Below are 26,961 nucleotides of genomic sequence, written 5' to 3'. Positions count from 1 at the left end.
TAGTGAGAGTGTCCACTCCAGTGATCGGCGTCCTCGCCCTGCAGGGTGACGTCCGCGAGCACCTGGTCGCGCTGGCCGAGGCCGACGCGCTGGCCCGCCCGGTCCGCCGTGCCGAGGAGCTGGCCGGGGTCGACGCCCTGGTGATCCCCGGTGGGGAGTCCACCACGATGTCCAAGCTGGCGCTGCTGTTCGGCGTGATGGACCCGCTGCGCGAGCGCGTGGCCGCCGGCATGCCGGTGTACGGCACCTGCGCGGGCATGATCATGCTGGCCGACAAGATCCTGGACGGGCGCGAGGACCAGGAGACGGTGGGCGGCATCGACATGACCGTGCGCCGCAACGCCTTCGGGCGGCAGAACGAGTCCTTCGAGTCGGGTGTCGTCTTCCAGGGTCTGGACGACGCGCCGGTGCACGGCGTCTTCATCCGCGCCCCCTGGGTGGAGGGGGTCGGCGCCGGCGTTCAGGTGCTGGCCGAGCTGCCCGCCGCCGACGGCCCGGAGAGCCGGATCGTGGCGGTGCGCCAGGGCAACCTGCTGGCCACCTCGTTCCACCCCGAGCTCACCGGCGACCACCGGGTGCACGCCTACTTCGTGCGGATGGTCGAGGAGCACCTCGCCGCCGCGTGACCGCCCGCCGCGTGACGGTCCACCGGTGACCGTGTGCGAGGGACCGGTGGCGGCACCGGTAAGATCTCATCTGTTCATTTCCCTTTGGCGACGTAAAGGAGCTGGCGATGTCCGGCCACTCTAAGTGGGCTACCACCAAGCACAAGAAGGCCGTGATCGACGCCAAGCGCGGCAAGCTCTTCGCCAAGATGATCAAGAACATCGAGGTGGCGGCGCGCACCGGCGGTCCCGACCCGGCCGGCAACCCGACGCTCTACGACGCCATCCAGAAGGCCAAGAAGAGCTCGGTCCCGATCGACAACATCAACCGCGCCGTCAAGCGCGGCGGTGGCCTGGAGGCCGGCGGCGCCGACTACCAGACGATCATGTACGAGGGCTACGGCCCGAACGGCGTCGCGGTGCTCATCGAGTGCCTCACCGACAACCGCAACCGTGCCGCCTCCGACGTGCGCGTGGCGATGACCCGCAACGGCGGCTCGATGGCCGACCCGAACTCGGTGTCCTACCTGTTCACCCGCAAGGGCGTCGTGATCGTCCCCAAGGCGGACGGCGTGGACGAGGACAAGCTCTTCGAGGTCGTCCTCGACCAGGAGCCCGAGGAGATCAACGACCTCGGCGACTCCTTCGAGATCGTCTCCGAGGCCTCCAAGATGGTCGCCGTCCGCACCGCCCTGGTGGACGCGGGCGTCGACTACGACTCGGCCGAGGCCAACTTCCTCCCGAGCATGCAGGTCGAGGTGGACGTCGAGGGCGCCCGCAAGATCCTGAAGCTGATCGACGCCCTGGAGGACAGCGACGACGTGCAGAACGTCTTCGCCAACTTCGACATCAGCGACGAGGTCGGTGCGCAGCTCGACGCCGAGTGATCGGACCCACGTCCCGGCCCGGTGGTCCCACGACCACCGGGCCGGTGTCGTTCGAGCCGTTGTCCGACCCGGGCGGTAGCCTTCGCAGGTTGCCGCCGGTCGCGGCGGGTCGCAGTGCCCGCGGACGAGCGGCGGGTTAGCGAGAGGCGGGGCAGGAGTGCGGGTACTGGGTGTGGACCCGGGGCTGACCAGGTGCGGGGTCGGCGTGGTCGACGGCGCGCCCGGCCGGCCGCTGCGGATGATCGGGGTCGGGGTGGTGCGCACGCCGGCCGACGCCGAGATCGGGCACCGGTTGCTGCTGGTCGAGCAGGGCATCGAGAGCTGGCTCGACGAGCACCGGCCCGACCTGGTCGCCGTCGAGCGGGTCTTCGCCCAGCACAACGTGCGCACCGTGATGGGCACCGCGCAGGCCAGCGCCGTCGCCATGCTCTGCGCCACCCGGCGCGGCATACCGGTCACCCTGCACACGCCGAGCGAGGTCAAGGCCGCCGTGACCGGCTCCGGCCGGGCCGACAAGGCCCAGGTCACCGCCATGGTGCAGCGGCTGCTGCGGTTGGACGCCCCGCCCAAACCGGCCGACGCCGCCGACGCGCTGGCGCTGGCCATCTGCCACATCTGGCGCGGCGGCGCCACCGACCGGATCGCCGCCGCGCTCGCCAAGGCGGCCCCGAAGACGGCCGCTGCCGGGGCGGCGCCCGCGAAGGCGCCCGCCGCCCGCCCGTACTCCGCCCGTCCCACCCGAGGAGCCGCCCGATGATCGCCTTCGTCCAGGGACCGGTGGCCGTGATCAGCGGCTCCACCGTCGTCGTCGAGGTCGGCGGCGTGGGGATGGCCGTCCAGGTCACCCCGGCCACCGCAGCCGGACTGCGTCCCGGGGAGCCCGCACGGCTCGCCACCTCGCTGGTCGTCCGGGAGGACTCGCTCACCCTCTACGGCTTCGCCGACGACGACGAGCGCGCGGTCTTCGAGATCCTCCAGGCCGCGCCCGGTGTCGGACCCCGGCTCGCCCAGGCGATGCTCGGCGTGCACAGCCCGGACGCGCTGCGCACCGCCGTCGCCGCGGGCAACGAGAAGGCGCTGATCGCCGTCCCCGGTATCGGCAAGGCCAAGGCCGCCAAGCTGCTGCTGGAGTACAAGGACAAGCTGGGCGCCCCGCACGGCAGCGTCCCGGCGCAGAAGCCGATCGCCACCGGGCCTGCGCCGTGGGGCGAGCAGCTGCACGCGGCCCTGGTCGGCCTCGGCTACGCGCCGCGCGAGGCGGACGAGGCGGTCACCGTCGTCACCCCGGAGGCCGAGGCACAGGCCGTCCCGGACGTCGGCACCCTGCTGCGGTCCGCCCTGCGCTCGCTCAACCGGGCGCGCTGACCGGGCACGCCGACCGGGGACCCGCGGTCGCCCTACCGCCCTACCGCCCTACCGATCTGACCACCTGTCACCTTGTCGACATTGGAGCCCGCACCAAGTGAGCGCGCGAACCACCCAGAGGGGCGCCGGTGACACCGCCGGCGAGCGGAGCGGGGAGAGGGCATGAGCCCGTACGACTCCGACCCGACCGACCGGCTCGTGGCGGGAGCCGCCGACGGTGAGGACCAGGCCGTCGAGGCGGCGCTGCGGCCCCGGCAGCTCGACGAGTTCATCGGCCAGGAGCGGGTGCGCGAGCAACTGTCACTGGTGCTCCAGGCCGCCCGTCAGCGTGGCGCCGCCCCTGACCACGTGCTGCTCAGCGGTCCGCCCGGGCTGGGCAAGACCACCCTGTCGATGATCATCGCCGCCGAGCTGGGCGCACCGATCCGGATCACCTCCGGTCCGGCGATCCAGCACGCCGGTGACCTCGCGGCGATCCTCTCCTCGCTGACCGAGGGCGAGGTGCTCTTCCTCGACGAGATCCACCGGATGTCCCGGCCCGCCGAGGAGATGCTCTACATGGCGATGGAGGACTTCCGGGTCGACGTGATCGTCGGCAAGGGCCCGGGCGCCACCGCCATCCCGCTGGAGCTGCCGCCCTTCACCCTGGTCGGCGCCACCACCCGGGCCGGACTGCTGCCGCCGCCGCTGCGTGACCGGTTCGGCTTCACCGGGCACATGGAGTTCTACGCCCCGGCCGAGCTCCAGCGCGTGGTGCACCGCTCGGCCGCCCTGCTGGACGTCGAGATCGACACGGCCGGCGCCGCCGAGATCGCCGGCCGCTCCCGGGGCACCCCGCGCATCGCCAACCGGCTGCTGCGCCGGGTCCGCGACTACGCCCAGGTCCGGCACGACGGCGTCGTCACGGTGGAGATCGCCCGCCACGCGCTGGACGTCTACGAGGTCGACGCCCGCGGGCTGGACCGGCTTGACCGTGCGGTGCTGGACGCGCTGCTGCGGCTGTTCGGCGGCGGCCCGGTCGGGCTGTCGACCCTGGCCGTCGCGGTGGGGGAGGAGTCCGAGACGGTCGAGGAGGTGGCCGAACCCTTCCTGGTCCGCGAGGGTCTGCTGGCCCGGACACCGCGCGGGCGGATCGCCACCGCCGCCGCCTGGCAGCACCTCGGTCTCACCCCGCCGGTCCAGACCACCAGGGGGGCCGTACCGGCACAACCGGACCTTTTCCGGCCGGAACAGGGCTGAACGGGTGAGGTCGGAGCGTGTGTGCACCGTGCACGCCCGCGCCGGGGGCAGTCGGAGAAGTCGTGGGGGAAGTCCCGGGAAACTGTGCAGGCGGAGGGTCGCCACTTTCGGCGGCAGGATGCGATGCTTGGCGTTGTCCGATCAGTTCGGGGTCGCCTAGACTCCGCCGGACCGCCCCTCTCACCCGACGGGACGACCAATACCACACAGGCCGCCGGCCGGCGGCCCGCTAAGGACCCTGGCTGCAGTGAACCTCATCATCCTTCTCCTCCCGATCATCGCGATCGTGCTCATGTTCCGGTCGCAGAAGAAGCGCCAGCAGCAGATGCAGAAGATGCAGACCGCGCTGGAGCCAGGGGCGGGGGTGCGCACCATCGGCGGCCTGTACGCCCAGGTGAAGGCGGTCAACGACGAGACCGTCGAGCTGGAGATCGCGCCCGGCGTGGTCGCCTACTTCACCAAGAGCGCGATCGCCGCCGTGCTGGACCCCGCGGAGTACGACGCGATCATCAACGGCCGCCCGGTCGACGACGAGCTGTCCGAGGCCTCCGACGAGGACGCCGAGATCGAGCCGGCGGACGAGAAGCCGCTGTCGCTCAGCAAGGACGGCGCCGAGAAGGCCGAGGCCGAGGGCGGGGCTCCCGCGAGCAAGTAGTACGGTCGGGCACCCGCCCGGCCGCGCGGCGAATCGCCGCGAGCCCACAGGACTCAGGGCCGCAGTTCCGCCACACCCCGTCCAGCCACGCGCAGGGCGGGGTCCGGTGGGGGGAAGTGGCATGGACAGGGAGAAACGAGCAAGGTGGCAACACCCAAGTCGCGCCCGCGCGACGGCTACCCAGGGAGGGCGCTGGCCCTCATCCTGGTCGTCACCGTCGGACTGGTCGCCCTCATGTTCGGGACGGGTCACACCAAGCCCCGCCTCGGGATCGACCTCGCAGGCGGCACCAGCATCACGCTGAGCGCGAAGTCGACCGACCCCAAGGCGATCAACAAGTCCAACATGGACATCGCCACCGGGATCATCGAGCAGCGGGTCAACGGGATGGGTGTCTCCGAGGCGGAGGTCCAGACCCAGGGCGACCAGAACATCATCGTCAACATCCCCAAGGGCGGTGACAAGCAGACCGCGGCCGACCAGGTCGGATCCACCGCGAAGCTGTACTTCCGCCCGGTCCTCGCCCTCGCTCCGAGCGGCCTCCAGGCCCCGGCGCCGTCCGCGACCCCCTCGGCGAGCGGCAGCGCCGCCCCGAGCGCCACGGGTACCCCGAGCGCCGCCGCGTCGGCCTCGGCCGGAACCACGGCCGCCGCGCCCAGCGCGAGCGCCACCAAGCAGGGCCGGCCGGTCGGCGAGGCCCTCGCGGCCGACGCCACCCCGACCGCTGCCGCCACCGGCGCCGCGGCCACCGGTACCCCGTCCGCGGCCGCCACGGGCGCCGCCGCGACCGGTACCCCGAGTGCCCCCGCCACCGCCCCCGTCACGCCGGACCTCTCCGCCGCGATGACCTCGGGCACGGTGCCGCCGGAACTGGCCGCCGAGTTCGCCGCGCTCGACTGCACCAAGCCCGAGCAGCGCCAGAACCACCAGAAGTCCGAGGGTGCGCCGGCCGTCGCCTGCACCCAGAAGGACGAGAACGGCATCTTCTACAAGCTCGCTCTCGGCCCGGTCGCGGTCTTCGGCGCGGACGTCTCCAAGGCGCAGGCCAGCATCGACACCCAGCAGGGCGGCGGCTGGCAGGTCCAGCTGCAGTTCAACGGCAAGGGCACCGACGCCTTCACCGCCGTCACCGGCCAGCTGGCCACCCAGCCCGACCCGACCAACCAGTTCGCCATCGTGCTGGACGGCCAGGTCGTCTCCCACCCGTACGTGCGCAGCGCCATCCCCGGCGGCTCGGCCGTGATCTCGGGCAGCTTCACCCAGTCCGAGGCGCAGGGCCTCGCCAACCAGCTGAGCTTCGGCGCACTGCCGCTGGAGTTCGCCACCAGCGACGTCACCACCGTCTCCCCGCAGCTCGGCGGCGACCAGCTGAAGGCCGGTCTGGTCGCGGGCCTGATCGGCATGGTCCTGGTGGTCCTCTACTCGCTGGTCTACTACCGGGGTCTGGGCCTGGTCTCGATCGCCGGCCTGCTCGTCTCGGCGGCCCTGACCTACTCGATCATGAGCCTGCTCGGCGCCGGGATCGGCTTCGCGCTGAACCTGCCGGCGATCTGCGGTGCGATCGTCGCGATCGGTATCACCGCCGACTCCTTCATCGTGTACTTCGAGCGCATCCGTGACGAGGTCCGCGAGGGGGCCCCGCTGCGGCCGGCCGTCCAGCGTGCCTGGCCGCGCGCCCGGCGCACCATCCTGGTGTCGGACTTCGTCTCGTTCCTCTGTGCCGCCGTGCTCTACGTGGTCTCGGTCGGCAAGGTGCAGGGCTTCGCGTTCACGCTGGGCCTGACCACCGCGCTCGACGTCGTGGTGATCTTCCTCTTCACCAAGCCGCTGATCACGCTGCTGGCGCGCCGGAAGTTCTTCTCCGACGGCCACCCGTGGTCCGGCCTGGACCCGAAGCGGCTGGGTGCCCGCCCGCCGCTGCGCAGCACCCGTCGTCGCACCCCCTCGTCCTCCGCCGCCGTGAAGGGGGCCTGACACCGTGTCACGCTTCTCCAATCTGGGCCACAAGCTCTACCAGGGCGAGGTCAGCTTCGACTTCGTCGGGCGCCGCAAGCTCTGGTACAGCATCTCCGGGGTGATCGTCCTGGTCGCCGCGATCGGCCTGGCGATGGGCCTCCACCTCGGTATCGAGTTCAAGGGCGGCTCGGTCTACACCGTGTCCAAGCCCGGGCTCTCGGTCTCGCAGGCTCAGGAGTCGGTCGACAAGATCGTCGAGTCGCACCCGCTGGTGCAGTCGACCGAGAACGGCAAGATCCGCATCCAGGTCTCCTCCGAGGAGAAGGTCAGCTCCTCGGTCATCACCGAGAACCTGGCGAAGGAACTCGGTGTCCCGGTCCAGGAGATCGAGGCCCAGGTGATCGGCCCCAGCTGGGGTGAGCAGATCTCCAACAAGGCCCTCACCGGTCTGGTCATCTTCATGATCCTGGTGACGATCTACCTGGCGATCGCCTTCGAGTGGCGGATGGCGGTGGCCGCCCTGGTCGCCCTCATCCACGACCTCCTGATCACCATCGGCGTCTACGCCCTGGTCGGCTTCGAGGTCACCCCGGGCACCGTGATCGGCTTCCTGACCATCCTCGGGTACTCCCTCTACGACACGGTCGTCGTCTTCGACACCGTGAAGGAGAACACCAAGGACCTCACGAAGCAGAACAAGATCACCTACAGCGAGGCGGCCAACGCGGGCCTCAACCAGACCCTGGTCCGCTCGCTCAACACCACGGTGGTCGCCCTGCTCCCGGTGGCGGCGCTGCTGTTCATCGGTGGCGGCTTCCTCGGGGCCGGCACGCTGAACGACATCTCGCTCGCGCTGTTCATCGGCCTCGCGGCCGGTGCCTACTCCTCGATCTGCGTCGCCACTCCGCTGCTGGCGCAGCTGAAGGAGGAGCAGCCGGAGATGAAGGCCCTCGCCAAGCGGGTCGCCCAGCGGCGCGCCGCGGAGGCCAAGGCGGAGGCGGCCAAGGACGCCGTCGTCGAGGACGGGGAGCCCTTCTCCGACGAGGACCAGCCGGCGGGTATGGTCGGTCAGCGCGGCAGGGCGGCCGGCACCACGCGTGCCAAGGGCCGTCCGTCCACCAAGCGCTGATCCCCGCTGACCCCTAAGGACCCTTCGTGACCACCGCCGACACCGCACTGGCCGAGCTGTTGAACAGCCGGATCAGGGACGTCCCGGACTACCCGAAGCCGGGCGTGCTGTTCAAGGACATCGCGCCGCTGCTCGCCGACGCCGAGGCCTTCGCGGCGCTCACCCGGGCGCTGGCGGACCGGGCCAGGGAGCTCGGGGCGACCAAGGTGGTCGGCCTGGAGGCGCGCGGTTTCGTGCTGGCGGCCCCGGCGGCCTTCGCGGCCGGGCTCGGCTTCGTGCCGATCCGCAAGCAGGGCAAGCTCCCCGGCGAGGTGTACCGCCGCTCGTACGAGCTGGAGTACGGCTCGGCGACGCTGGAGGTGCAGTGCGACGCCTTCGCGCCCGGCGAGCGGGTGCTGGTGGTGGACGACGTGCTGGCCACCGGCGGGACGATCAGTGCCTCGCTGGACCTGGTGAAGGAGACCGGTGCCGAGCTCGTGGGCGTCGTGGTCCTGATGGAGCTGGGCTTCCTGGACGGGCGCGAGCGGTTGGCCCCGCACCTGGGCGGCGCTCCGCTGGAGACGCTGGTCACGGTCTGAGTCCTCCTCGGTCAACGCTGCGACGGGCGGCGGTCGGAATCATCCGGCCGCCGCCCGTCGGCGTTCCGGGCCGGGCAGGACCGGACAGGACCGGGCCGTTCGTGTCGGTCGTGTGTCCGGTGCGTGTCCGGGGGCGGCCGACCGAACGCCCCGGCGCCCGGCTCGGTACCATGAAGATTCATCCCCTCCCGGTTGTGCGAGTCGCGCGATCCGCGCGGAGGGGCAGGCCGAGCGCCCCGAGGAGTGTCCTTGCCCGACGAGGTTGTGCCCACGGCCGCTGCGGCCGCCCCCGAGAACCGGCCCACGCCCTCGGGGGCCACCCCGGCACGCCCGGCGTCGACCCCGTCCCGCCAGGTCGCCCCGGCGGGTCGCCCGTCCACCGCCGGTGGCATGCGCGCGCGCCTCGCCCGGCTCGGCGGCCAGCGCTCCAGCGTACTCAACCCGGTGCTGGAGCCGCTCTTCCGATCCATCCGGGCCAACGACCCGAAGGCCGACCCGGCGCTGCTGCGCGACATCGAGAAGGCGTACGCGGTCGCCGAGAAGTGGCACCGGGGGCAGAAGCGCAAGAGCGGCGACCCGTACATCACCCACCCGCTGGCCGTGGCCACCATCCTGGCCGAGCTGGGCATGGACGCCCCGACCCTGATGGCCGGGCTGCTGCACGACACCGTCGAGGACACCGACTACGGGCTGGAGACCCTGCGCAAGGACTTCGGCGACTCGGTGGCCCTGCTGGTGGACGGCGTCACCAAGCTGGACCGGGTGAAGTTCGGCGAGGCCGCGCAGGCCGAGACGGTCCGCAAGATGGTCGTCGCGATGGCCAAGGACCCCCGGGTCCTGGTGATCAAGCTGGCCGACCGCCTGCACAACATGCGCACCATGCGCTACCTCAAGCGGGAGAAGCAGGAGAAGAAGGCCCGCGAGACGCTGGAGATCTACGCCCCGCTGGCGCACCGGCTGGGCATGAACACCATCAAGTGGGAGCTGGAGGACCTCGCCTTCGCGATCCTCTACCCCAAGATGTACGACGAGATCGTCCGGCTGGTCGCCGAGCGCGCCCCCAAGCGGGACGAGTACCTGGCCACCGTCATCGACCAGGTCCAGGGCGACCTGCGCGGTGCCCGGATCACCGCCTCCGTCACCGGCCGGCCGAAGCACTACTACTCGGTCTACCAGAAGATGATCGTCCGGGGCCGGGACTTCGCCGAGATCTACGACCTGGTGGGCATCCGGGTCCTGGTCGACACCGTCCGCGACTGCTACGCGGCGCTGGGCACCATCCACGCACGGTGGAACCCGGTGCCGGGGCGGTTCAAGGACTACATCGCGATGCCCAAGTTCAACATGTACCAGTCGCTGCACACCACGGTGATCGGTCCCGGGGGCAAGCCCGTCGAGCTGCAGATCCGCACCTTCGACATGCACCGCCGGGCCGAGTACGGCATCGCGGCGCACTGGAAGTACAAGCAGCGCGCGGTGGCCGGCGCCTCCAAGGTGCGCACCGACACCCCGACCCAGACCCGCAAGGACGACAAGGCCGGCGCCGTCAACGAGATGGCCTGGCTGCGGCAGCTGCTGGACTGGCAGAAGGAGACCGCGGACCCGAGCGAGTTCCTGGAGTCGCTCCGCTTCGACCTGGCCAGCAACGAGGTCTTCGTCTTCACGCCCAAGGGCGACGTCATAGCGCTGCCGGCCGGCGCCACCCCGGTGGACTTCGCCTTCGCGGTGCACACCGAGGTCGGCTACCGGACCATAGGGGCCCGGGTGAACGGGCGGCTGGTGCCGCTGGAGTCGACCCTGGAGAACGGCGACGCCGTCGAGGTCTTCACCTCCAAGGCGGAGAACGCCGGCCCCTCGCGGGACTGGCTCGGCTTCGTCAAGTCGCCGCGGGCCCGCAACAAGATCCGCGCCTGGTTCTCCAAGGAGCGCCGCGAGGAGGCGATCGAGCAGGGCAAGGACGCCATCGCCCGGGCGATGCGCAAGCAGGGCCTGCCGATCCAGCGGATCCTGACCGGCGACTCGCTGGTCACCCTGGCCCACGAGATGCGCTACCCGGACATCTCCTCGCTCTACGCGGCGATCGGCGAGGGCCACGTCGCGGCGCAGAACATCGTCCAGAAGCTGGTGCAGGCGCTGGGCGGCGAGGAGGGCGCGACCGAGGACCTCGCCGAGACGGCGACGCCGACCCACGACAACCGCCGGGCGGCGCGCCGCCGGGCCAAGGGCGACCCCGGCGTGATCGTCAAGGGCGTCGAGGACGTCTGGGTCAAGCTGTCGCGCTGCTGTACCCCGGTACCGGGCGACACCATCGTCGGTTTCGTCACCCGCGGCAACGGTGTCTCGGTGCACCGCGCCGACTGCGTCAACGTGGAGGCGCTCAGCCAGCAGCCCGAGCGGATGATCGACGTCGAGTGGGCGGCCACCCAGTCCTCGGTCTTCCTGGTGGCCATCCAGGTCGAGGCGCTGGACCGCTCCCGGCTGCTCTCGGACGTCACGAGGGTCCTCTCGGACCAGCACGTCAACATCCTGTCGGCGGCGGTGCAGACCTCCCGCGACCGGGTGGCGATGAGCCGGTTCACCTTCGAGATGGGCGACCCGAAGCACCTGGGCCACGTGCTCAAGGCGGTCCGCGGCGTCGAGGGCGTCTACGACGTCTACCGGGTCACCTCGGCCCGCAAGTAGCGGTACGCGCGGCGGCAGCCGCCGCACGGTCGGCGGCGACGGAAAGGCCCCCGGGAACTGGCGAGTTCCCGGGGGCCTTCCTCGTGTCCGGCGGCCTCGGATCAGCCGCTGAACTCCTCCTGGCTCTTGTGCGCCTGCTCCAGCAGGGTCCGGACGCCCGACAGCTCGGACTCCAGCTTGGCGGTCCGGCCGGCGTTGCCGGCCGCGCGGGCCTTGTCCAGGTCGGCCTGGATCTTGTCCGCCTTGGCCTGGAAGAGGCCGACCATACCGGCGGCACGGGCCTTGGCCTCCGGGTTGGAGCGCTTCCACTCGGAGTCCTCGACCTCGCGGATCGCCCGCTCGACCGTGTTCAGCCGGCCGTCCAGCTTCGGCCGGGCGTCGCGCGGCACGTGACCGATCGCCTCCCAGCGCTCGTTGATCTCGCGCAGGGCCGCCTTGGCGGCCTTGAGGTCGGTGATCGGCAGGATCGCCTCGGCCTCGGAGGCCAGGGCCTCCTTGAGCTTCTGGTTGGCGACCTGCTCGGCGTCACGCTCGCTGAACACCGCCGAGCGCGCCTGGAAGAAGACGTCCTGGGCGCCGCGGAACCGCGCCCACAGCTCGTCCTCGACGTCGCGCTGGGCGCGGCCGGCGGCCTTCCAGCGCGCCATCAGGTCGCGGTAGCGGGCCGCGGTGTCGCCCCACTCGGTGGAGGAGGAGAGCGACTCGGCCTCGACGGCCAGCGCCTCCTTGGTGGCCCGGGCCTGGTCACGCTCGGCGTCCAGGGACGCGAAGTGCGACTTGCGGTGCTTGGAGAACACCGAGCGGGCGTGCGAGAAGCGGTGCCACAGCTCGTCGTCGCTCTTGCGGTCCAGCCGGGGCAGGCCCTTCCAGGTGTCGACCAGGGCGCGCAGACGGTCGCCGGCCTCCCGCCACTGGGTGGACTCGGCGAGCTGCTCGGCCTCGGCGACCAGCGCCTCCTTGGCGGTGCGGGTCTCGTCCTGGGCCTTGGCCCGGGCGGCCTTGCGCTCCTCGCGGCGGCTCTCGATCTCGCCCGTGAGCGTGTCCAGCCGCTTGGCCAGCGCCGCCAGGTCACCGACCGCGTGCGCCTCGGTGACCTGCTCGCGCAGGTGCTCCAGCGCGGCCTGGGCGTCCTTGGCGGCCAGGTCGGTGGTGCGCACCCGCTTCTCCAGCAGGCCGATCTCCACCTCGATGCCCTGGTACTTGCGCTCGAAGTAGGCGAGCGCCTCCTCGGGCGAGCCGGCCTGCCAGGAACCCACGACGCGTTCGCCGTCGGCCGTCCTGACGTAGACCGTGCCCTGCTCGTCGACACGGCCCCACGGGTCGCTGCTCATAGCGCGTCCTCCACATGACGTCGCGTCCGCGCCGGGGCGGTCCGCATCCGTCGTCCACAGTTGATGTGCGGCGGACCGATGAGTCCGCCGTCCCCGTCCGCCGAGTACTGCTGCCGAGGGTGACGGCCGGCGGGTCTGGGCACCCTATACAAAGCCAACATAGGCGACCAGTCCCGGTGCTGTCCGCATCCGGGCCGGGCGATTTCGGGCCGGGACCGCGCCGGCGCGCCCCTCGCGGGCGGCGCCGGGCGGTCCCGGGACCGGTCAACCCTTCGCGGTCGTCACCGTGTTGAAGGTGACGTCGGCCATCGGGTGGCCGTCCCCGCCGCCCTCCAGGGTGCCCGCGGCGGCGATCTTCTGGACCACGTCCAGACCGCCGGTGATCTTGCCGAACGGCGTGTAGTTCGGGCCGAGCTGCGTGTCCTTGTAGACGAGGAAGAACTGGCTGCCGTTGGTCCCCGGGCCGGAGTTGGCCATGGCCACGGTGCCCGCCGGGTAGGTGGCGCCGGTCAGGTTCTCGTCGGCGAACTTGTAGCCCGGGCTGCCGGTGCCGCCGGGCGTGGTGGCGCTGGCGGTCGGGTCGCCGCACTGCAGCACGAAGATGCCGCTCGTGGTCAGGCGGTGGCACTTGGTGTGGTCGAAGAACTGCTCGCCGGAGAGGAAGACGAAGGAGTTCACCGTGTGCGGGGCCTTGGCCGCGTCCAGGGTGAGCGTCACCTTGCCGCAGTTGGTGTCCAGCGTCGTGGTGTAGGTGGCCGCGGTGTCGATGCTCATGGCCGGTTCGGCCTGCCACTGCTTGCCGTTCGGCGCGCCCGGCGCCGGGTCCGCGCACCCCTCGACCGGCTTGCGGGTCGGGACGGTGGGCTCGGTCGGGGTCGAGGTGGGAGCGGCCTGGGCGGAGGCCGAGTCCTTCTTGTCGTCCGAGTCGAAGGCGCCGGTCGCGATGAGCGTGCCGCCGCCGGCCAGCACGACCACGGCGAGCGAGGCGCCCAGAATCGTGTTGCGGCGCTTGCGCGCGGCCCTCTCGGCGACCCGGCGCTCCATCTGGCGCTCGTACTTGTCGCGGGCGAGCTGCCGCCGCCGCTGTTCGCTGCTGACCACCGGCTCAGTCTCCTACGGATGTGCGGTCTCGGACGTGGGGGCTTCGTGTGCGGATGTCGATGCGGATCATCGCATCCATCGGCGGCCAAGTGTAGGGACCGCGACCGTAAGAACGGGGTGAACCTGTCAGGTCGAGGTGAACCTGTCACGCGGATCTGGTTCGCAACCGGGCCCGCCCCGCCGGTAGGCTGCCCCTACATCACAGTTCGTAGCCGCATCCCGTAGCCGCCGCTGCGACCGACGCCCGAAGACCCACACCCGAAGGACGCGCGCGTGTTCATCGCCGGATTCCCCGCTGGAGCCTGGGGCACCAACTGCTACCTGGTCGCTCCGGCGCCGGGCGAGGAGTGCGTCATCGTCGACCCCGGCCACCAGGCCGCGCAGGGTGTCGAGGAGCTGATCCGCGAGCACCGCCTGAAGCCGGTCGCGGTCCTGCTCACCCACGGCCACATCGACCACGTCGCCTCGGTGGTCCCGGTCTGCGGCGCCAAGGGCGTCCCGGCCTGGATCCACCCCGAGGACCGCTACATGATGAGCGACCCGGAGAAGGCGCTCGGCCGCTCGTTCGGCACCCAGCTGATGGGCGAACTCACCGTCGGCGAGCCCGACGACGTGCGCGAGCTGACCGACGGCAGCGTGCTGGAGCTGGCCGGCCTCGCCCTCACCGTCGACCACGCCCCCGGGCATACCGGGGGGTCGGTGACGTTCCGGACACCCGGCGCCGAGGACCTCCCTCCGGTGCTCTTCTCGGGTGACCTGCTCTTCGCCGGCTCCATAGGGCGAACCGACCTCCCGGGCGGGGACGGCGAGGCGATCATGCGCTCGCTGGCCCGGGTGTGCCTGCCCCTCGACGACGCCACCGTGGTCCTCTCCGGCCACGGCGGACAGACCACCATCGGCCGTGAGCGCGCCACCAACCCCTACCTCCGACAGGCAGCGGGGGCGTCCGGCGCCCCGGCCTTCCCGCGACGAGGAATGTGACGGAAGAGAAGTTGAGCACCTTCACCGCCCCCAAGGGCACCTACGACCTGCTGCCCCCCAGCTCCGCGACCTTCCTGGCGATCCGCGAGGCGATCGCCGCGCCCGCCCGCCGGGCCGGCTACGGCTACGTCGAGACCCCGGTCTTCGAGGACGTGAAGCTCTTCTCCCGCGGCGTCGGCGAGTCCACCGACATCGTCTCCAAGGAGATGTACAGCCTCACCACCAAGGGCGGCGACGAGCTCGCGCTGCGCCCCGAGGGCACGGCCTCGGTGCTCCGCGCCGCGCTCCAGGCGAACCTGCACAAGCAGGGCAACCTCCCGGTCAAGCTCTGGTACTCCGGCTCGTACTACCGCTACGAGCGCGCGCAGAAGGGCCGCTACCGCCAGTTCTCGCAGGTCGGCGCCGAGGCGATCGGCGCGGAGGACCCGGCGCTGGACGCTGAGTTGATCATCCTGGCCGACGACGCCTTCCGGTCGCTGGGCCTGAGCGACTACACGCTGCTGCTGAACAGCCTCGGCGACAAGCAGTGCCGCCCGGTCTACCGCACCGCGCTGATCGCGTTCCTGGACGGCCTGGACCTCGACGAGGACACCCGCCGCCGCGCCGGGATCAACCCGCTGCGCGTCCTGGACGACAAGCGCGAGTCGGTGCAGGCCCAGCTCGTCGGTGCCCCGATGCTGCGCGACTTCCTCTGCGAGGACTGCAAGGCGTACGACGAGAAGGTGCGCGAGCTGCTCACCGCCAACGGCGTGGCCTTCACCGACGACCCCAAGCTGGTCCGCGGCCTGGACTACTACACCCGCACCACCTTCGAGTTCGTGCACAACGGCCTCGGCGCCCAGTCCGCGATCGGCGGTGGCGGCCGGTACGACGGCCTCTCCGAGATGATCGGCGGCCCCGCGCTGCCGTCCGTCGGCTGGGCCCTGGGCGTGGACCGCACCTTCCTCGCACTGGAGGCCGAGGGCGTCGCCCTCGACCTGCCCGCCGCGACCTCCGTCTACGCCGTCGCGCTCGGCGAGGAGGCCAAGAACGTCCTCTTCGCCAAGGTGGTCGAGCTGCGCCGGGCCGGCGTCGCCACCGACCTCGCCTTCGGCGTCAAGAGCATCAAGAACGCCATGAAGTCCGCCGACCGGTCCGGCGCCCGCTTCGCGCTCGTCGCCGGGGACCGGGACCTCGCCGAAGGCGTCGTCCAGCTCAAGGACCTGACCACCGGCGAGCAGAACCCCGTCGCCCTCGACGCACTCGTCACCACCCTGAAGGAGAAGCAGCTGTGATCCGCACGCACGACGCGGGCACGCTCCGCCCGGAGCACGCAGGCACCACCGTCACCCTGGCCGGCTGGGTCGCCCGCCGCCGCGACCACGGCGGCGTGGCCTTCATCGATCTGCGCGACGCCTCCGGCACCGTGCAGATCGTGGTCCGCGACCTCGACTCGGTGCACGGCCTGCGCGCCGAGTACTGCGTCAAGGTGGTCGGCGACGTCCGCGTGCGGCCCGAGGGCAACGAGAACCCGGACATCCCGACCGGCGCCGTCGAGGTCGTGGTCAGCGGGATCGAGGTCCTCTCCGAGGCCGCGCCGCTGCCCTTCCCGGTCGCCGAGTACGAGCCCGGCACGGTCAACGAGGAGGTCCGCCTCCGGTACCGCTACCTCGACCTGCGCCGCGAGGGCCCGGCCAAGGGCCTGCGCCTGCGCTCCAAGGTCAACAACATCATCCGCCGGGTGATGGAGGACAACGACTACCTCGACATCGAGACGCCGTACCTCACCCGCTCCACCCCCGAGGGCGCCCGCGACTTCCTCGTCCCGGTCCGCCTCCAGCCCGGCCACTGGTACGCGCTGCCGCAGTCGCCCCAGCTGTTCAAGCAGCTGCTGATGGTGGCCGGCATGGAGCGCTACTACCAGATCGCCCGCTGCTTCCGCGACGAGGACTTCCGCGCGGACCGTCAGCCGGAGTTCACCCAGCTGGACATCGAGGCCTCGTTCGTCGACCAGGAGGACATCCTGGCCCTCGGCGAGAAGATCATCGGCTCGATCTGGCGCGAGGTGCACGGCTACGAGGTCCCGAACCCGCTGCCGCGGATGACCTACGCCGACGCCATGGGCCGCTTCGGCTCGGACAAGCCGGACGTCCGCTTCGGCCAGGAACTCACCGACCTCACCGAGTACTTCCAGGGCACCTCGTTCCGGGTCTTCCAGGCCCCGTACGTCGGCGCCGTGGTCATGCCGGGCGGCGCCTCGCAGCCGCGCAAGCAGCTCGACGCGTGGCAGGACTGGGCCAAGGCGCGCGGCGCCAAGGGCCTCGCCTACGTGCTCATCGACGCCGAGACCGGCGAGCTGCGCGGCCCGGTCGCCAAGAACCTGTCCGAGGAGCACCTGGCCGGCCTGGCCGCCGCCGCGGGCGCCAAGAACGGCGACGCGATCTTCTTCGCGGCCGGCAAGCAGCGCCCCTCGCAGGAGCTGCTCGGCGCCGCCCGTCTGGAGATCGGCCGCCGCTGCGAGCTGATCGACGAGTCCCAGTGGGCCTTCCTCTGGGTCGTCGACTTCCCGATGTTCGAGCCCATCGAGGACGACAAGGGCGAGTTCCAGGGCTGGCACGCGGTGCACCACCCGTTCACCGCCCCGACCGCGGAGTCGCTGGCCACCTTCGACACCGACCCGGGCTCGGCGCTCTCCAACGCCTACGACCTGGTGCTCAACGGTTCGGAGCTGGGCGGCGGTTCGATCCGTATCCACCAGCGGGACGTCCAGAAGCGGGCGTTCGACGCGATCGGCCTCTCCGAGGAGGAGACCGCCTCGCAGTTCGGCTTCCTGCTGGACGCCTTCAACTACGGCCCGCCGCCGCACGGCGGCGTCGCCTTCGGCCTGGACCGGATCGTCACCCTGCTCGGTGGGTACGACACGATCCGGGACGTCATCGCGTTCCCGAAGACGTCCACCGGCGGCGACCCGCTGACCGGTGCGCCCACCCCGATCACCCCGGCGCAGCGTCGCGAGGCCGGCGTCGACGCCCAGCCGAAGGTCCGTGAGGACGCCAAGTCCGAGGCCCCGCCGAAGGCCTGACGCCGCATCCGCCGACATCGGCTAACCTTTCACGGCCCCGGACGGCATCACCGTCGTCCGGGGCCGGTCCACAACGGTGTGTGACAGAGAGAGGGTTCCCCCATGAAGGTCAGTACCAGAGTCGAGTGTCCCGAGGACGCACCCGCCACCAGACGCGTCCACATGGCCGCGTTCCCCGGCCCGGACGAGGCCGACCTGGTGGACGCGCTGCGCCGCGATCCCGCCTGGCTGCCCGGCCTGTCCGTGGTCGCGGTCGACGGCTCCGGGCTCGTGGTCGGGCACGCGCTGCTCACCCGGCTGCGGGTCGGCGAGGGCGAGGGCCTCGCGCTCGCGCCGGTCGCGGTCGCCCCGGAGTGGCAGCGCAAGGGAGTCGGCGAGCTGGTGGTCAAGGCGGCGCTGACCGCCGCCGAGGAGGCCGGCGAGACCCTGGTCGTCGTCCTCGGCGACCCGGAGTACTACGCACGGTTCGGCTTCCTCCCGGCCCAGCGGCACGAGGTCACCGGCCCCTTCGAGGTGCCGGACGCGTACTTCCAGGTGCTCGCCCTGTCCGGGTACGACGGGTCTCCGCGGGGCCTGTGCCGGTACCCGGAGCCCTTCGTGGCCGTCTAGCCTCCCGGCCGCCCAGGGCCTGACGCCTGGGTCCCGATGCCTGCGGGCCGCTGCCGACGGTCCGACGCCCGGGGCCCGGCGCCGACGGTGCTAGGGCCTGGCGCCGAAGCCGACCGTCGCCCGGCAGCTGCGGACGAACGCGGCCATGGCGGGCGTCAGCCTCCGGTCCTTCGGCCAGTACAGCCCGATCTGGCTCGGGCTCAGTCCCCGCACCGGCCGGTACGCGACATCCTCACGCGGTGCCAGCCGGCTCATCGTTCCCGGGGCGAAACCGACGCCCTGGCCGCACACCACCGCGGCCAGCCACTCGTCGGTGTTGTGCGCCACCGCGCCGATCCGCACAGGTCGCCCGCCCCGCTCCCGGACCGCCAGCCAGTAGTCCCGCCAGTGCCCGGACTCGTGCGGAATCGCCACGAAGGGCTCGTCGAGCAGCTCCTCGAAGTCGATGACCGCACGGTCGGCCAGCCGGTGCCCGGCGGGCAGCGCCGCACAGCGCGGCTCCTCGCCCAGCACGGCGACGTTGTACCGCTCGGACAGCGACGGCGGGGCGTGCCAGAGCGTCAGGTCGATCTCGCCGGTCGCCAGGCCCGAGGTGGGGTCGAACCAGTTGTTCTGCCGCAGCTCCACCTGCCAGCCCGGCATCCGCCGGGTGAAGTCGGCGACCGTGCGCTGGGTCATCAGGTTGATAATGCCGCCCTCGAACCCCACCCGCAGCGTCGAGCCCTGCTCCGCCGAGGCCGCCCGGGTCGCGCGCAGCGCCTCGTCCCACCCGGACATGATCGCGCCGGTGTGCGCGGCCAGCGCCCGGCCCGCCCGGGTGGGCGCCATGCCGCGCCTCGACCGTTCGAACAGCTCCACCCCGAGCAGGGCCTCCAGCTGGCGGATCTGCTTGGTCAGCGTCGGCTGGGAGACGAACAGCCGGGCCGCGGCTGCGGTCAGCTGTCCCTCCTCGCAGACCGCGGCGAAGCTGCGCAGCAGCCGGGTGTCCACATCCATGCCCCAAGGTTATGGAACCGGAAATTGGACCCGTCCGGCAGGTCTGGGTCAAGGTTGACCGTCCGGCCTCCGGGCCGGCCCACGGGGGAGCCCGGCAGCGGCGGTTCAGGGGGCCGCCGCTGCCGCGCCGGGCACCCGGACCTGCGGGAGCCGCGTTCACCGCCTACCGTGAGGGGTCATCAGCACCCCGCCGAACGGAGGCACCCAGGTGGCAGCGAAGGCCCAGCGCGAGCAGACCGGTCAGGGCGGGAGGGCCGACAGCGGCGGGCGGCCGGACGCTCAGGCGGCCGGGCGGCTGGAGCGGAAGCCCTACGAGCGGGAGCTGCTCCGGCTCCAGGAGGAGCTGGTGAAGCTCCAGGAGTGGGTGCGGGCCGAGGGCGCCCGGCTGGTCGTGGTCTTCGAGGGGCGGGACGCGGCCGGCAAGGGCGGCGCGATCAAGCGCGTGACGGAGTATCTGAACCCCCGCATCGCCCGGGTCGTCGCCCTGCCCACACCCACCGAGCGCCAGCGCACCCAGTGGTACTTCCAGCGGTACGTCGAGCACCTGCCGGCCGCCGGGGAGATCGTGCTGTTCGACCGCAGCTGGTACAACCGGGCCGGGGTGGAGAAGGTGATGGGCTTCTGCACCGACGAGGAGTACTGGCAGTTCCTGCACCAGTGCCCGATCTTCGAGCGGATGCTCGCCGAGTCCGGCCTGCTGCTGCGCAAGTACTGGTTCTCGGTCAGCGACACCGAGCAGGAGCGGCGCTTCCGGGACCGGCTGGCGGACCCGATGAAGCGGTGGAAGCTCTCGCCGATGGATGTCGAGTCGGTCGCCCACTGGGAGGACTACTCGCGGGCCAAGGACGAGATGTTCCTCCACACCGACACCCCGGAGTCGCCCTGGCACGTGGTGGAGAGCGACGACAAGCGGCGGGCCCGGATCAACATGATCGCCCACCTGCTCTCCACCGTCCCCTACCGGGAGGTCAGCCCCCGGGAGATCGTCCTGCCGCCCCGGCCCGCCTCGCGCGGCTACCAGCGGCCCCCGCGCGACCTGCAGAAGTACGTCCCGGACCACGCGGCGGGCCTCGGCCGGTCGTAGGGCTCGCCCGGCCGGGGACCGCCGTGCCCGCCGTGCCCGCCGTGCCCGGCCGGGGACCGCTCCGGGAACGGGGAGGGGCCGGGAGGGGGCCGTACTGCTCCGAACGGCTCCGCGGCGTTGCCGGACTCCCGCCCTCGGCGTGCGATGGACGTGCTCGGGACGGCGCGGGCGGCCGGCACGGCGCCCGCCGGAGGTCAGGAGACCCGCCCATGTTCGTTCGCACGGTCTACGCCACCGGCGACCCGGCCGCACTGGACCGGGCCCTCGACGGCCTCCGCGCCGAGGCCGTCGGGCTGCTCGCCCCGGAGCCCGGCTACCGCGGCTTCGGACTGTTCGCCGACCGGGAGCTCGGCATCCTCACCATGGGCTCCTGGTGGGAGAGCGCCCGGGCGGAACGCGAGAGCGACGAGCGGCTGCGCGGACGGCGGGCCGAACTGCTGGCGCCGTTCGCCGGGACGGTGACCACGGACCTCTGGCAGGCGGTGGTCGCCGCCCGGCCCGTGCAGGCCGGTCCGGGGGCCTGGTTCCGGCTGGCCCGGTTCGACTTCGACCGGGTGCAGGGCGACCGGATCGCCGCCGCCTTCCGCGAGCGGGCGCTGCCCGCGATGCAGCGGATCGACGGGTTCCTCGGCGGCTCCATGCTGTTCGCCGTCGAGGACGAGCGTGGTTCGGTGGGCGGGCTCTTCGCGGACCGGGCCGCGCTGGTGGCCTCCCGCGGCGCGGTCGCGGAGGCCCGGGCCCGGGCGGTGGCCGGCGGCGGGGTGAGGCTGCGCTCGCTGGAGGAGTTCGAGGTGATCCTGCTCGACCTGCCGAAGCAGTCGTCGCCGTAGTGGTACGCCGTGGTCGTGGTCGTACGCCGTCGTCGTGGCCGGGGTGCCCGCGGGCGGCGGGCGGGCCGGGCTGTCGGCGGGCTCGCATAGGCTTCCGGTGTGGACGAACCGGACCTCTTCACCGCCGCCGCCGAGGAACGCCAGGCCAAGGAGCCCGGCCGGGCCCCGCTCGCCGTGCGGATGCGCCCGCGCACCCTCGACGAGGTGGCCGGCCAGCGGCAGCTGCTGAAGCCCGGCTCGCCGCTGCGCCGCCTGGTCTCCGGCTCGCGCGGCCCGGCCGCGACCAGCTCGGTGATCCTCTGGGGCCCGCCCGGCACCGGCAAGACCACGCTGGCGCACGTGATCAGCCAGGCCGTCGAGGGCCGCTTCGTCGAGCTGTCCGCGATCACCGCCGGGGTGAAGGAGGTCCGCGCGGTCATCGACGGCGCCCGCCGCGCCGTCGGCATGACCGGCCGGGAGACGGTGCTCTTCCTGGACGAGATCCACCGCTTCTCCAAGGCCCAGCAGGACTCGCTGCTGCCCGCCGTGGAGAACCGCTGGGTCACCCTGATCGCCGCGACCACCGAGAACCCGTACTTCTCGGTGATCTCCCCGCTGCTCTCCCGCTCGCTGCTGCTCACCCTGGAGTCGCTGACCGACGACGACGTCCGGGCCCTGCTGCACCGCGCGGTGGCCGACGAGCGCGGGCTGGCGGGCGCGGTGGAGCTGACCGCCGAGGCGGAGGACCACCTGGTCCGGCTGGCCGGCGGGGACGCCCGGAAGGCGCTCACGACGCTGGAGGCCGCGGCCGGGGCGGCGCTGGAGAAGGAGGAGGCCGCGATCACGCTGGCCACCACCGAGACCGCCGTCAACCAGGCCGCCGTCCGGTACGACCGGGACGGCGACCAGCACTACGACGTGGCCAGCGCGCTGATCAAGTCGATCCGGGGCAGCGACGTGGACGCCACGCTGCACTACCTGGCCCGGATGATCGAGGCGGGGGAGGACCCGCGGTTCATCGCCCGCCGGCTGATGATCTCGGCGAGCGAGGACGTCGGCCTCGCCGACCCGACGGCGCTCCAGACGGCGGTGGCGGCGGCCCAGGCGGTGGCCCTGATCGGGTTCCCGGAGGCGCGGATCATCCTCTCCCAGGCGGCGATCGCGCTGGCGCTGGCGCCCAAGTCCAACGCCGCCTACCTGGCGATCGACGCGGCGCTGGCGGACGTCCGGCAGGGGATGGCCGGGTCCGTCCCGCCGCACCTGCGGGACGCGCACTACGGCGGCGCCGGCAAGCTGGGGCACGGCCAGGGGTACCAGTACCCGCACGACCTGCCGGAGGGCATCGCGACGCAGCAGTACGCGCCGGACGCGGTGCACGGCAAGGAGTACTACCGGCCGACCCGGCGCGGCGGCGAGGCCCGGTACGCGGACGTCGTGGAGTGGACCAGGGGGCGGCTCAGGGGAGAGTGATCCCCGGGTATACTCGTGCGAAGTGCCATGTCCCGGGACGGCGGCAGGGGAGACCCTGACCGACCGGCCGCACCAGCGGGACACCGGCCACGGCCCTCCTCGGAGGGCCCAGGAGCGTCGCGCACCGTTTCGGTGTCGCGTGCAGCCCACCAGAGCACCGTGGTGGGCCACTCGTGTGCAAGTACTTCCGTGCCCGGCTCCGGAGAGCGGCTGATCGCACTGCCTTCAGGGCGGTGGGGTTGTCTCCGGGTCGCGACGAGCGACCTCCGTCAACACCTGGTGAAGCCGTAGTCGGAAGCAAGGAAGGTTTGGTTCATGGCGAACCAGAAGCGTCCCAAGGTCAAGATCGCGCGTGCGCTCGGCGTGCCGCTGACCCCGAAGTCCGTCAAGTACTTCGAGGCCCGCCCGTACCCGCCCGGCCAGCACGGCCGTGGCCGCAAGCAGAACTCGGACTACAAGGTCCGTCTGCTGGAGAAGCAGCGTCTGCGCGCCCAGTACGACCTGAGCGAGAAGCAGATGGCGCGCGCGTTCGACCGCGCGAAGAAGGCCGAGGGCAAGACCGGTGAGGCGCTCGTCGCCGAGCTGGAGACCCGTCTGGACTCGCTGGTGCTGCGTTCGGGCATCGCCCGCACCATCTACCAGGCCCGCCAGATGGTCGTCCACGGCCACATCGAGGTCAACGGCGGCAAGGTCAACAAGCCGTCGTACCAGATGAAGCCGGGCTTCGTGGTCACCGTCCGCGAGCGCAGCAAGGAGAAGGTCCCGTTCCAGGTCGCCCGTGAGGGTGGCTACGCGGGTGAGGGCCAGACCCCGAAGTACCTCGAGGTCAACCTGAAGGCCCTGGCCTTCCGCCTGGACCGTGCGCCGCAGCGCAAGGAGGTCCCGGTGATCTGTGACGAGCAGCTGGTGGTCGAGTACTACTCGCGCTGACCCGCGAGCGGTACGCCTGTCGTACCCAGCGAGCCCCCGTCGCCTTCGTGGCGACGGGGGCTCGCCCCTTTTCCGGTGCCCCGGGACGGGCGTCACCCGGACCGGTTCAGTACTCCTCGCCGGTCATCGCGGCGACGAGCCGCAGGTGCGGGCGGGCCTCCTCGGCGCGGTTCTGGCGCTCCAGGGTGCGCCCGAGCATCAGCCGGGCGTAGTCCTCGGCGGGGTTCGCGTCGAGCACCCGGCGCAGCTCGGCCTCGGCCCGGGACAGCTGGGCGGAGTGGAAGTAGCTGCGGGCCAGGAGCAGCCGGACCGAGAGGTTGGCCGGCTCCTCGGCCAGCACGTCCTCCAGCATCCGGGCGGCGTCCGTGTACGCCTTGGAGTCGAAGTAGAACGTCGCCATGCGGTAGTCGTCGGCGGTGTGGGTGGCCACGGGGTGCTCCTTCCGTACGGGCCGGGTGTCTCTGGCCGCTCCAGCAATGGACAGGATTCAACTATTCCCGCCCGGATCCTCGCCCGCGGCCGGCGGCGGCGCCCTGCCCGGCCCGGCGGCGGTGCGGTCGCCGGCCCCCGCCGTCCCGGCCGCCGCGGGCTCAGCGCCAGACCGGTGACGGCCGCGGCGTCGGCGGCATCGGTCCGGGACCCGGCCCCGGGCTCGGCCCCGGGCCCTCCGGACGCCCGCCGCCGAGGGCCCGGCGCACGGCCGCGTCCAGGTCCAGCCGGGCGCCGCTGGCGAAGAAGTCGGTGAACTCCTGCTCGGTCAGCCCCGCGCCGGCCCGCTCCTCGCAGGCCCTGTGCGGACCGTTGAAGGTCCGCGAGCCGAAGAAGGGCTTGCCCACCGTCTGCCAGATCCGGTGCGCCGCGCCCTGCAGCACCCGGGCCTCCCGCAGGTCGCCGGGCTCGCCCGGGCCGCCCGGCTCCGTCTCCAGCAGCGCCAGCAGGTCGATCGCCAGCACGATCCCCAGCAGGTCGTTGAACAGGTGGTTGAGCCGGACGCTCTCGCGGGCCAGGGCCCGGGCCGGCCGCACCTCGCCGTTCAGCCAGTGCGAGTACGCGAGGGCGTAGAGCGCGTACGCGTACGCCCACTGCTCGCCGTGGTCCTCGCACAGCTCGCGGACCTGCCCCAGCCAGAGCTCGCCGCTCTCGCGGTCGCCCTGGAAGAGGTAGGCGATGCCCAGCTCGAACATCGCCATCAGCACGTTGCTGTTCAGCTCGCCGATGGTCCGGTAGTGCCAGAGCGCCTCCTCGAACAGCTCGGCCGCGCGGACCGGATCGTCGCCGATCAGCGCCGCGCAGCCCTGCCGGTGCACGGCGTAGGCGAGCGCCCGGTCGTCCCCGGTGGCCAGCGCCTGCCGGCGGCACTGCTCCAGCGCGGGGCGGGCGGCGACCAGGTCCCCCTGGAGGGTGGCCGTGTAGCCGGTGACCCAGAGCGCCTTGGCCCGGGCCTCGGTCGGTTCCGGGTCCAGCGCCAGCGCCCGGTCCAGCCAGTGCCGCCCCTCGCCGAGGTGGCCGCAGCCGACCCAGTAGAACCAGAGGGTGCCGGCCAGCAGCAGCGCGAGCTGCTCCTCCCCGGGCTCGGCCAGGCAGAACTCCAGCGCGGCCCGCAGGTTGGCGTGCGCCAGCTCGGTGCGTTCGGCGGTCTCCGCCTGTCGGGGGCCGAACCACTCGACCTCGCCCCAGGTGGCCACGCCCAGGTACCAGTCACGGTGCCGGCGCAGCAGCCGCTGCTCCTCGCCGGCCGCGCGCAGCCACTGCAGCCCGTACTCGCGGACGGTGTCCAGGAGCCGGAACCGGACACCGAAGGCGCAGTCCTCGCGGAGCACCACGGACTTGGCGACCAGCTCGGTCAGCAGGTCGAGCAGCTCGTCCGGATCGACGCCGCCGCCGGCGCAGACGTACTCGGCGGCGTCCAGGTCGAAACCGCCGGCGAAGACGGAGAGGCGGGCCCAGAGTAAACGTTCCTGCACCGTGCAGAGCTCGTGACTCCAGCCGATCGTCGTGCGTAAGGTCTGATGGCGCGCGAGCGCCGTCCGGTCGCCCCCGGTCAGCAGCCGGAACCGGTCGTCCAGCCGGGCGCCGATCTGCGCCACCGACAGCGTCCGCAGCCGTCCGGCGGCCAGCTCCACCGCCAGCGGGATGCCGTCCAGCCGCCGGCAGAGCTGGGCGATCGTCTCCGCGCTCTCGGCCGTGACCTCGAAGGACGGCACCACCGCCCGGGCCCGGTCCTCGAACAACCGCACCGCGTCCGGCAGCGCCCCCGGGAGTACCGGGCCGACCGGCAGCGGCGCCAGGGTCAGCAGGTGCTCGCCGGCCGTCCGCAGCGCCACCCGGCTCGTGGTCAGCACACGCAGGCCGGGCAGCGCCCGCAGCAGCGCCCGGACGAGCTCCGCACAGGCCTCCGCCAGGTGCTCGCAGCCGTCCAGCACCAGCAGCAGCCGGCGGCCGACCAGCTGCTCGGTCAGAACCTCCAGCGGTGACCGTGCGGTGCCGTCCGTCAGCCGCAGCGCCTCCAGGACGGCGTGCCCGAGCAACTGCCGGTCCTGGACGGGCGCGACCTCGACCAGCCAGGTGCCGTCCGGGAACGCCCCGCCCGCCCGGGCCGCCGCGCGGAGCGCCAGCCGGCTCTTGCCGACCCCGCCCGGGCCGGTCACCGTCACCAGCCGCTGCCCGGCCAGCAGCCGGGCGAGTTCGGTCAGCTCCGGCTGCCGGCCGACGAAGCTGGTGACCTCCGCCGGCAGCCGCCCCGGTGCGGCCGCCCCGGGCCGCGGTGTGGATTCCCCGTCCAAGCGCTGCTCCCCGTGTGTCCCGGCCCGGGCCTGCGGTCCGGGCGTCCGTCGGGCCGCGTGGATGGCGGCCTGCCTGGCAGAACGAGGTGACCGGCGGGTAGGTTACGCGCGCGGATCGCACACCCGACCGGATCGCCGGGCGGTCCCGTCCGGGCAACCCGGTCCGGAAACCGGGCGTGGTCGCGATAGGGTTCCCCTGGAGAACCGCAAGGCGAGGGAGCGCGTCGAAGTGTCCGTGGGAGAGCTGGCCGGTCTGCTCGTCGCCGTGTTCTGGGCGGTCCTGGTCACCCTGCTCGCGGTCGTCCTGGTCCGGCTCTCGCGGGTGCTCAAGGAGGCCACCGTCCTGGTCTCCGCCGTCACCGAACAGGCCGTGCCGCTGCTGACCGACGCCGGAGCGGCCGTGCGCAGCGCCAACGAGCAGCTGGAGCGGGTGGACGAGATCACCGCCAACGTGCAGGACGCCGCCGCCAACGCCAACGCGCTCTCCTCCACCGTCGCGGCCACCCTGGGCGGGCCGCTGGTCAAGGTCGCCGCCTTCAGCTACGGCGTGCGCAAGGCCGTCGCCAAGCAGCAGGGCGGACCGGTCCTGCCCACCCAGCCGTCCGAGCGCGAGGAGCTGGCCCGGCTGATCCGGGCCGAGGTGCGCGCCGCGACCGTCCCCAAGAGCGGCCTGCTCGCGCGGGTCCGGCGTGCGGTGAGGAGCTGACGGC

The 26,961-nt window shown here is 72.4% G+C and carries 24 protein-coding genes; 19 read left to right on the top strand and 5 right to left on the bottom strand.

Translation table 11 applies throughout. The features are described 5' to 3' along the window. The first annotated feature begins 8 nt into the window (after positions 1-8). From pdxT to PUR61_RS28165, 10 genes are all read left to right on the top strand, one after another. A complete protein-coding gene (pdxT, locus tag PUR61_RS28210) occupies positions 9-626 on the top strand; it encodes a pyridoxal 5'-phosphate synthase glutaminase subunit PdxT (RefSeq protein WP_329882262.1) in 618 nt (205 codons plus the stop codon). A 107-nt stretch (positions 627-733) separates the two neighbouring features. Then, positions 734-1,492 carry a YebC/PmpR family DNA-binding transcriptional regulator gene (locus PUR61_RS28205; protein WP_329882261.1) on the top strand — a complete coding sequence of 253 codons (759 nt, stop codon included), beginning with the start codon at positions 734-736 and terminating at the stop codon, positions 1,490-1,492. 157 nt (positions 1,493-1,649) lie between these two features. Continuing rightward, a complete protein-coding gene (gene ruvC / locus PUR61_RS28200; RefSeq protein WP_329882260.1) occupies positions 1,650-2,249 on the top strand; it encodes a crossover junction endodeoxyribonuclease RuvC in 600 nt (199 codons plus the stop codon). Next, positions 2,246-2,857 (top strand): Holliday junction branch migration protein RuvA, encoded by a 612-nt coding sequence (gene ruvA, locus PUR61_RS28195; protein ID WP_329882259.1) that lies wholly within the window; start codon positions 2,246-2,248, stop codon positions 2,855-2,857. The genes ruvC and ruvA overlap by 4 nt, the downstream gene beginning before the upstream one ends. Before the next feature lie 162 nt (positions 2,858-3,019). Then, on the top strand, positions 3,020-4,096 hold the full coding sequence (gene ruvB, locus PUR61_RS28190) for a Holliday junction branch migration DNA helicase RuvB (RefSeq protein ID WP_329882258.1): 1,077 nt from the start codon (positions 3,020-3,022) through the stop codon (positions 4,094-4,096). A gap of 247 nt (positions 4,097-4,343) precedes the next feature. Then, complete coding sequence (gene yajC / locus PUR61_RS28185; protein ID WP_329882256.1) at positions 4,344-4,751, top strand: preprotein translocase subunit YajC; 408 nt, start codon at positions 4,344-4,346, stop codon at positions 4,749-4,751. 144 nt (positions 4,752-4,895) lie between these two features. Further along, positions 4,896-6,725, top strand: coding sequence for a protein translocase subunit SecD (gene secD / locus PUR61_RS28180; protein WP_380355381.1), 1,830 nt, complete (start codon positions 4,896-4,898; stop codon positions 6,723-6,725). A gap of 4 nt (positions 6,726-6,729) precedes the next feature. Further along, a complete protein-coding gene (gene secF, locus PUR61_RS28175) occupies positions 6,730-7,836 on the top strand; it encodes a protein translocase subunit SecF (RefSeq protein ID WP_329882255.1) in 1,107 nt (368 codons plus the stop codon). Between the two features lie 26 nt (positions 7,837-7,862). Continuing rightward, complete coding sequence (locus PUR61_RS28170) at positions 7,863-8,414, top strand: adenine phosphoribosyltransferase (RefSeq protein ID WP_329882254.1); 552 nt, start codon at positions 7,863-7,865, stop codon at positions 8,412-8,414. Positions 8,415-8,657: 243 nt separating this feature from the next. Continuing rightward, positions 8,658-11,096: a RelA/SpoT family protein gene (locus PUR61_RS28165; RefSeq protein WP_443035248.1), complete on the top strand. Its 2,439-nt coding sequence runs from the start codon at positions 8,658-8,660 to the stop codon at positions 11,094-11,096. 101 nt (positions 11,097-11,197) lie between these two features. Here PUR61_RS28165 and PUR61_RS28160 read toward each other — a convergent pair whose 3' ends face one another. Next, positions 11,198-12,427 carry a DUF349 domain-containing protein gene (locus tag PUR61_RS28160; RefSeq protein ID WP_329882253.1) on the bottom strand — a complete coding sequence of 410 codons (1,230 nt, stop codon included), beginning with the start codon at positions 12,425-12,427 and terminating at the stop codon, positions 11,198-11,200. Between the two features lie 264 nt (positions 12,428-12,691). After that, entirely contained in the window at positions 12,692-13,528 is an 837-nt protein-coding gene (locus tag PUR61_RS28155; RefSeq protein WP_329882252.1) for a peptidylprolyl isomerase, read from the bottom strand. Positions 13,529-13,801: 273 nt separating this feature from the next. On the opposite strand from PUR61_RS28155, the gene PUR61_RS28150 reads away from it, so the two are divergent. The 4 genes from PUR61_RS28150 (at position 13,802) to PUR61_RS28135 (ending at position 18,179) form a co-directional block, all read left to right on the top strand. Further along, positions 13,802-14,509 (top strand): MBL fold metallo-hydrolase, encoded by a 708-nt coding sequence (locus PUR61_RS28150; protein ID WP_329882251.1) that lies wholly within the window; start codon positions 13,802-13,804, stop codon positions 14,507-14,509. 11 nt (positions 14,510-14,520) lie between these two features. Continuing rightward, positions 14,521-15,783 (top strand): histidine--tRNA ligase, encoded by a 1,263-nt coding sequence (gene hisS, locus PUR61_RS28145; RefSeq protein WP_329882249.1) that lies wholly within the window; start codon positions 14,521-14,523, stop codon positions 15,781-15,783. Continuing rightward, entirely contained in the window at positions 15,780-17,570 is a 1,791-nt protein-coding gene (aspS, locus tag PUR61_RS28140) for an aspartate--tRNA ligase (protein ID WP_329882247.1), read from the top strand. Before hisS ends, aspS begins: the two co-directional genes overlap by 4 nt. A gap of 102 nt (positions 17,571-17,672) precedes the next feature. Next, complete coding sequence (locus PUR61_RS28135; RefSeq protein WP_329882246.1) at positions 17,673-18,179, top strand: GNAT family N-acetyltransferase; 507 nt, start codon at positions 17,673-17,675, stop codon at positions 18,177-18,179. 90 nt (positions 18,180-18,269) lie between these two features. Here PUR61_RS28135 and PUR61_RS28130 read toward each other — a convergent pair whose 3' ends face one another. Further along, positions 18,270-19,175, bottom strand: coding sequence for a LysR family transcriptional regulator (locus PUR61_RS28130; RefSeq protein ID WP_329882245.1), 906 nt, complete (start codon positions 19,173-19,175; stop codon positions 18,270-18,272). A gap of 295 nt (positions 19,176-19,470) precedes the next feature. Here PUR61_RS28130 and ppk2 point away from each other — a divergent pair, with 295 nt between their 5' ends. The 4 genes from ppk2 (at position 19,471) to rpsD (ending at position 23,468) form a co-directional block, all read left to right on the top strand. Further along, complete coding sequence (ppk2, locus tag PUR61_RS28125) at positions 19,471-20,259, top strand: polyphosphate kinase 2 (protein ID WP_329882375.1); 789 nt, start codon at positions 19,471-19,473, stop codon at positions 20,257-20,259. Between the two features lie 209 nt (positions 20,260-20,468). After that, positions 20,469-21,089, top strand: a complete 621-nt coding sequence (locus tag PUR61_RS28120) for a hypothetical protein (RefSeq protein ID WP_329882244.1) — start codon at positions 20,469-20,471, stop codon at positions 21,087-21,089. 99 nt (positions 21,090-21,188) lie between these two features. Further along, complete coding sequence (locus PUR61_RS28115; RefSeq protein ID WP_329882243.1) at positions 21,189-22,538, top strand: replication-associated recombination protein A; 1,350 nt, start codon at positions 21,189-21,191, stop codon at positions 22,536-22,538. A 315-nt stretch (positions 22,539-22,853) separates the two neighbouring features. Next, complete coding sequence (rpsD, locus tag PUR61_RS28110) at positions 22,854-23,468, top strand: 30S ribosomal protein S4 (protein WP_063346792.1); 615 nt, start codon at positions 22,854-22,856, stop codon at positions 23,466-23,468. 106 nt (positions 23,469-23,574) lie between these two features. Here rpsD and PUR61_RS28105 read toward each other — a convergent pair whose 3' ends face one another. Together PUR61_RS28105 and PUR61_RS28100 are read right to left on the bottom strand one after the other, a co-directional pair. Beyond that, complete coding sequence (locus PUR61_RS28105) at positions 23,575-23,868, bottom strand: tetratricopeptide repeat protein (RefSeq protein ID WP_329882373.1); 294 nt, start codon at positions 23,866-23,868, stop codon at positions 23,575-23,577. A 190-nt stretch (positions 23,869-24,058) separates the two neighbouring features. Further along, complete coding sequence (locus tag PUR61_RS28100; RefSeq protein ID WP_329882242.1) at positions 24,059-26,251, bottom strand: ATP-binding protein; 2,193 nt, start codon at positions 26,249-26,251, stop codon at positions 24,059-24,061. A gap of 229 nt (positions 26,252-26,480) precedes the next feature. Here PUR61_RS28100 and PUR61_RS28095 point away from each other — a divergent pair, with 229 nt between their 5' ends. Beyond that, complete coding sequence (locus PUR61_RS28095) at positions 26,481-26,957, top strand: DUF948 domain-containing protein (protein ID WP_329882241.1); 477 nt, start codon at positions 26,481-26,483, stop codon at positions 26,955-26,957. Positions 26,958-26,961: the final 4 nt, after the last annotated feature.

Origin of the sequence: Streptomyces sp. BE20, assembly GCF_036322525.1 — a bacterium.
Lineage (GTDB): Bacteria > Actinomycetota > Actinomycetes > Streptomycetales > Streptomycetaceae > Kitasatospora.
Note: the sequence above shows the minus strand (reverse complement) of the source record. Positions and strands in the feature narration are given on the sequence as shown.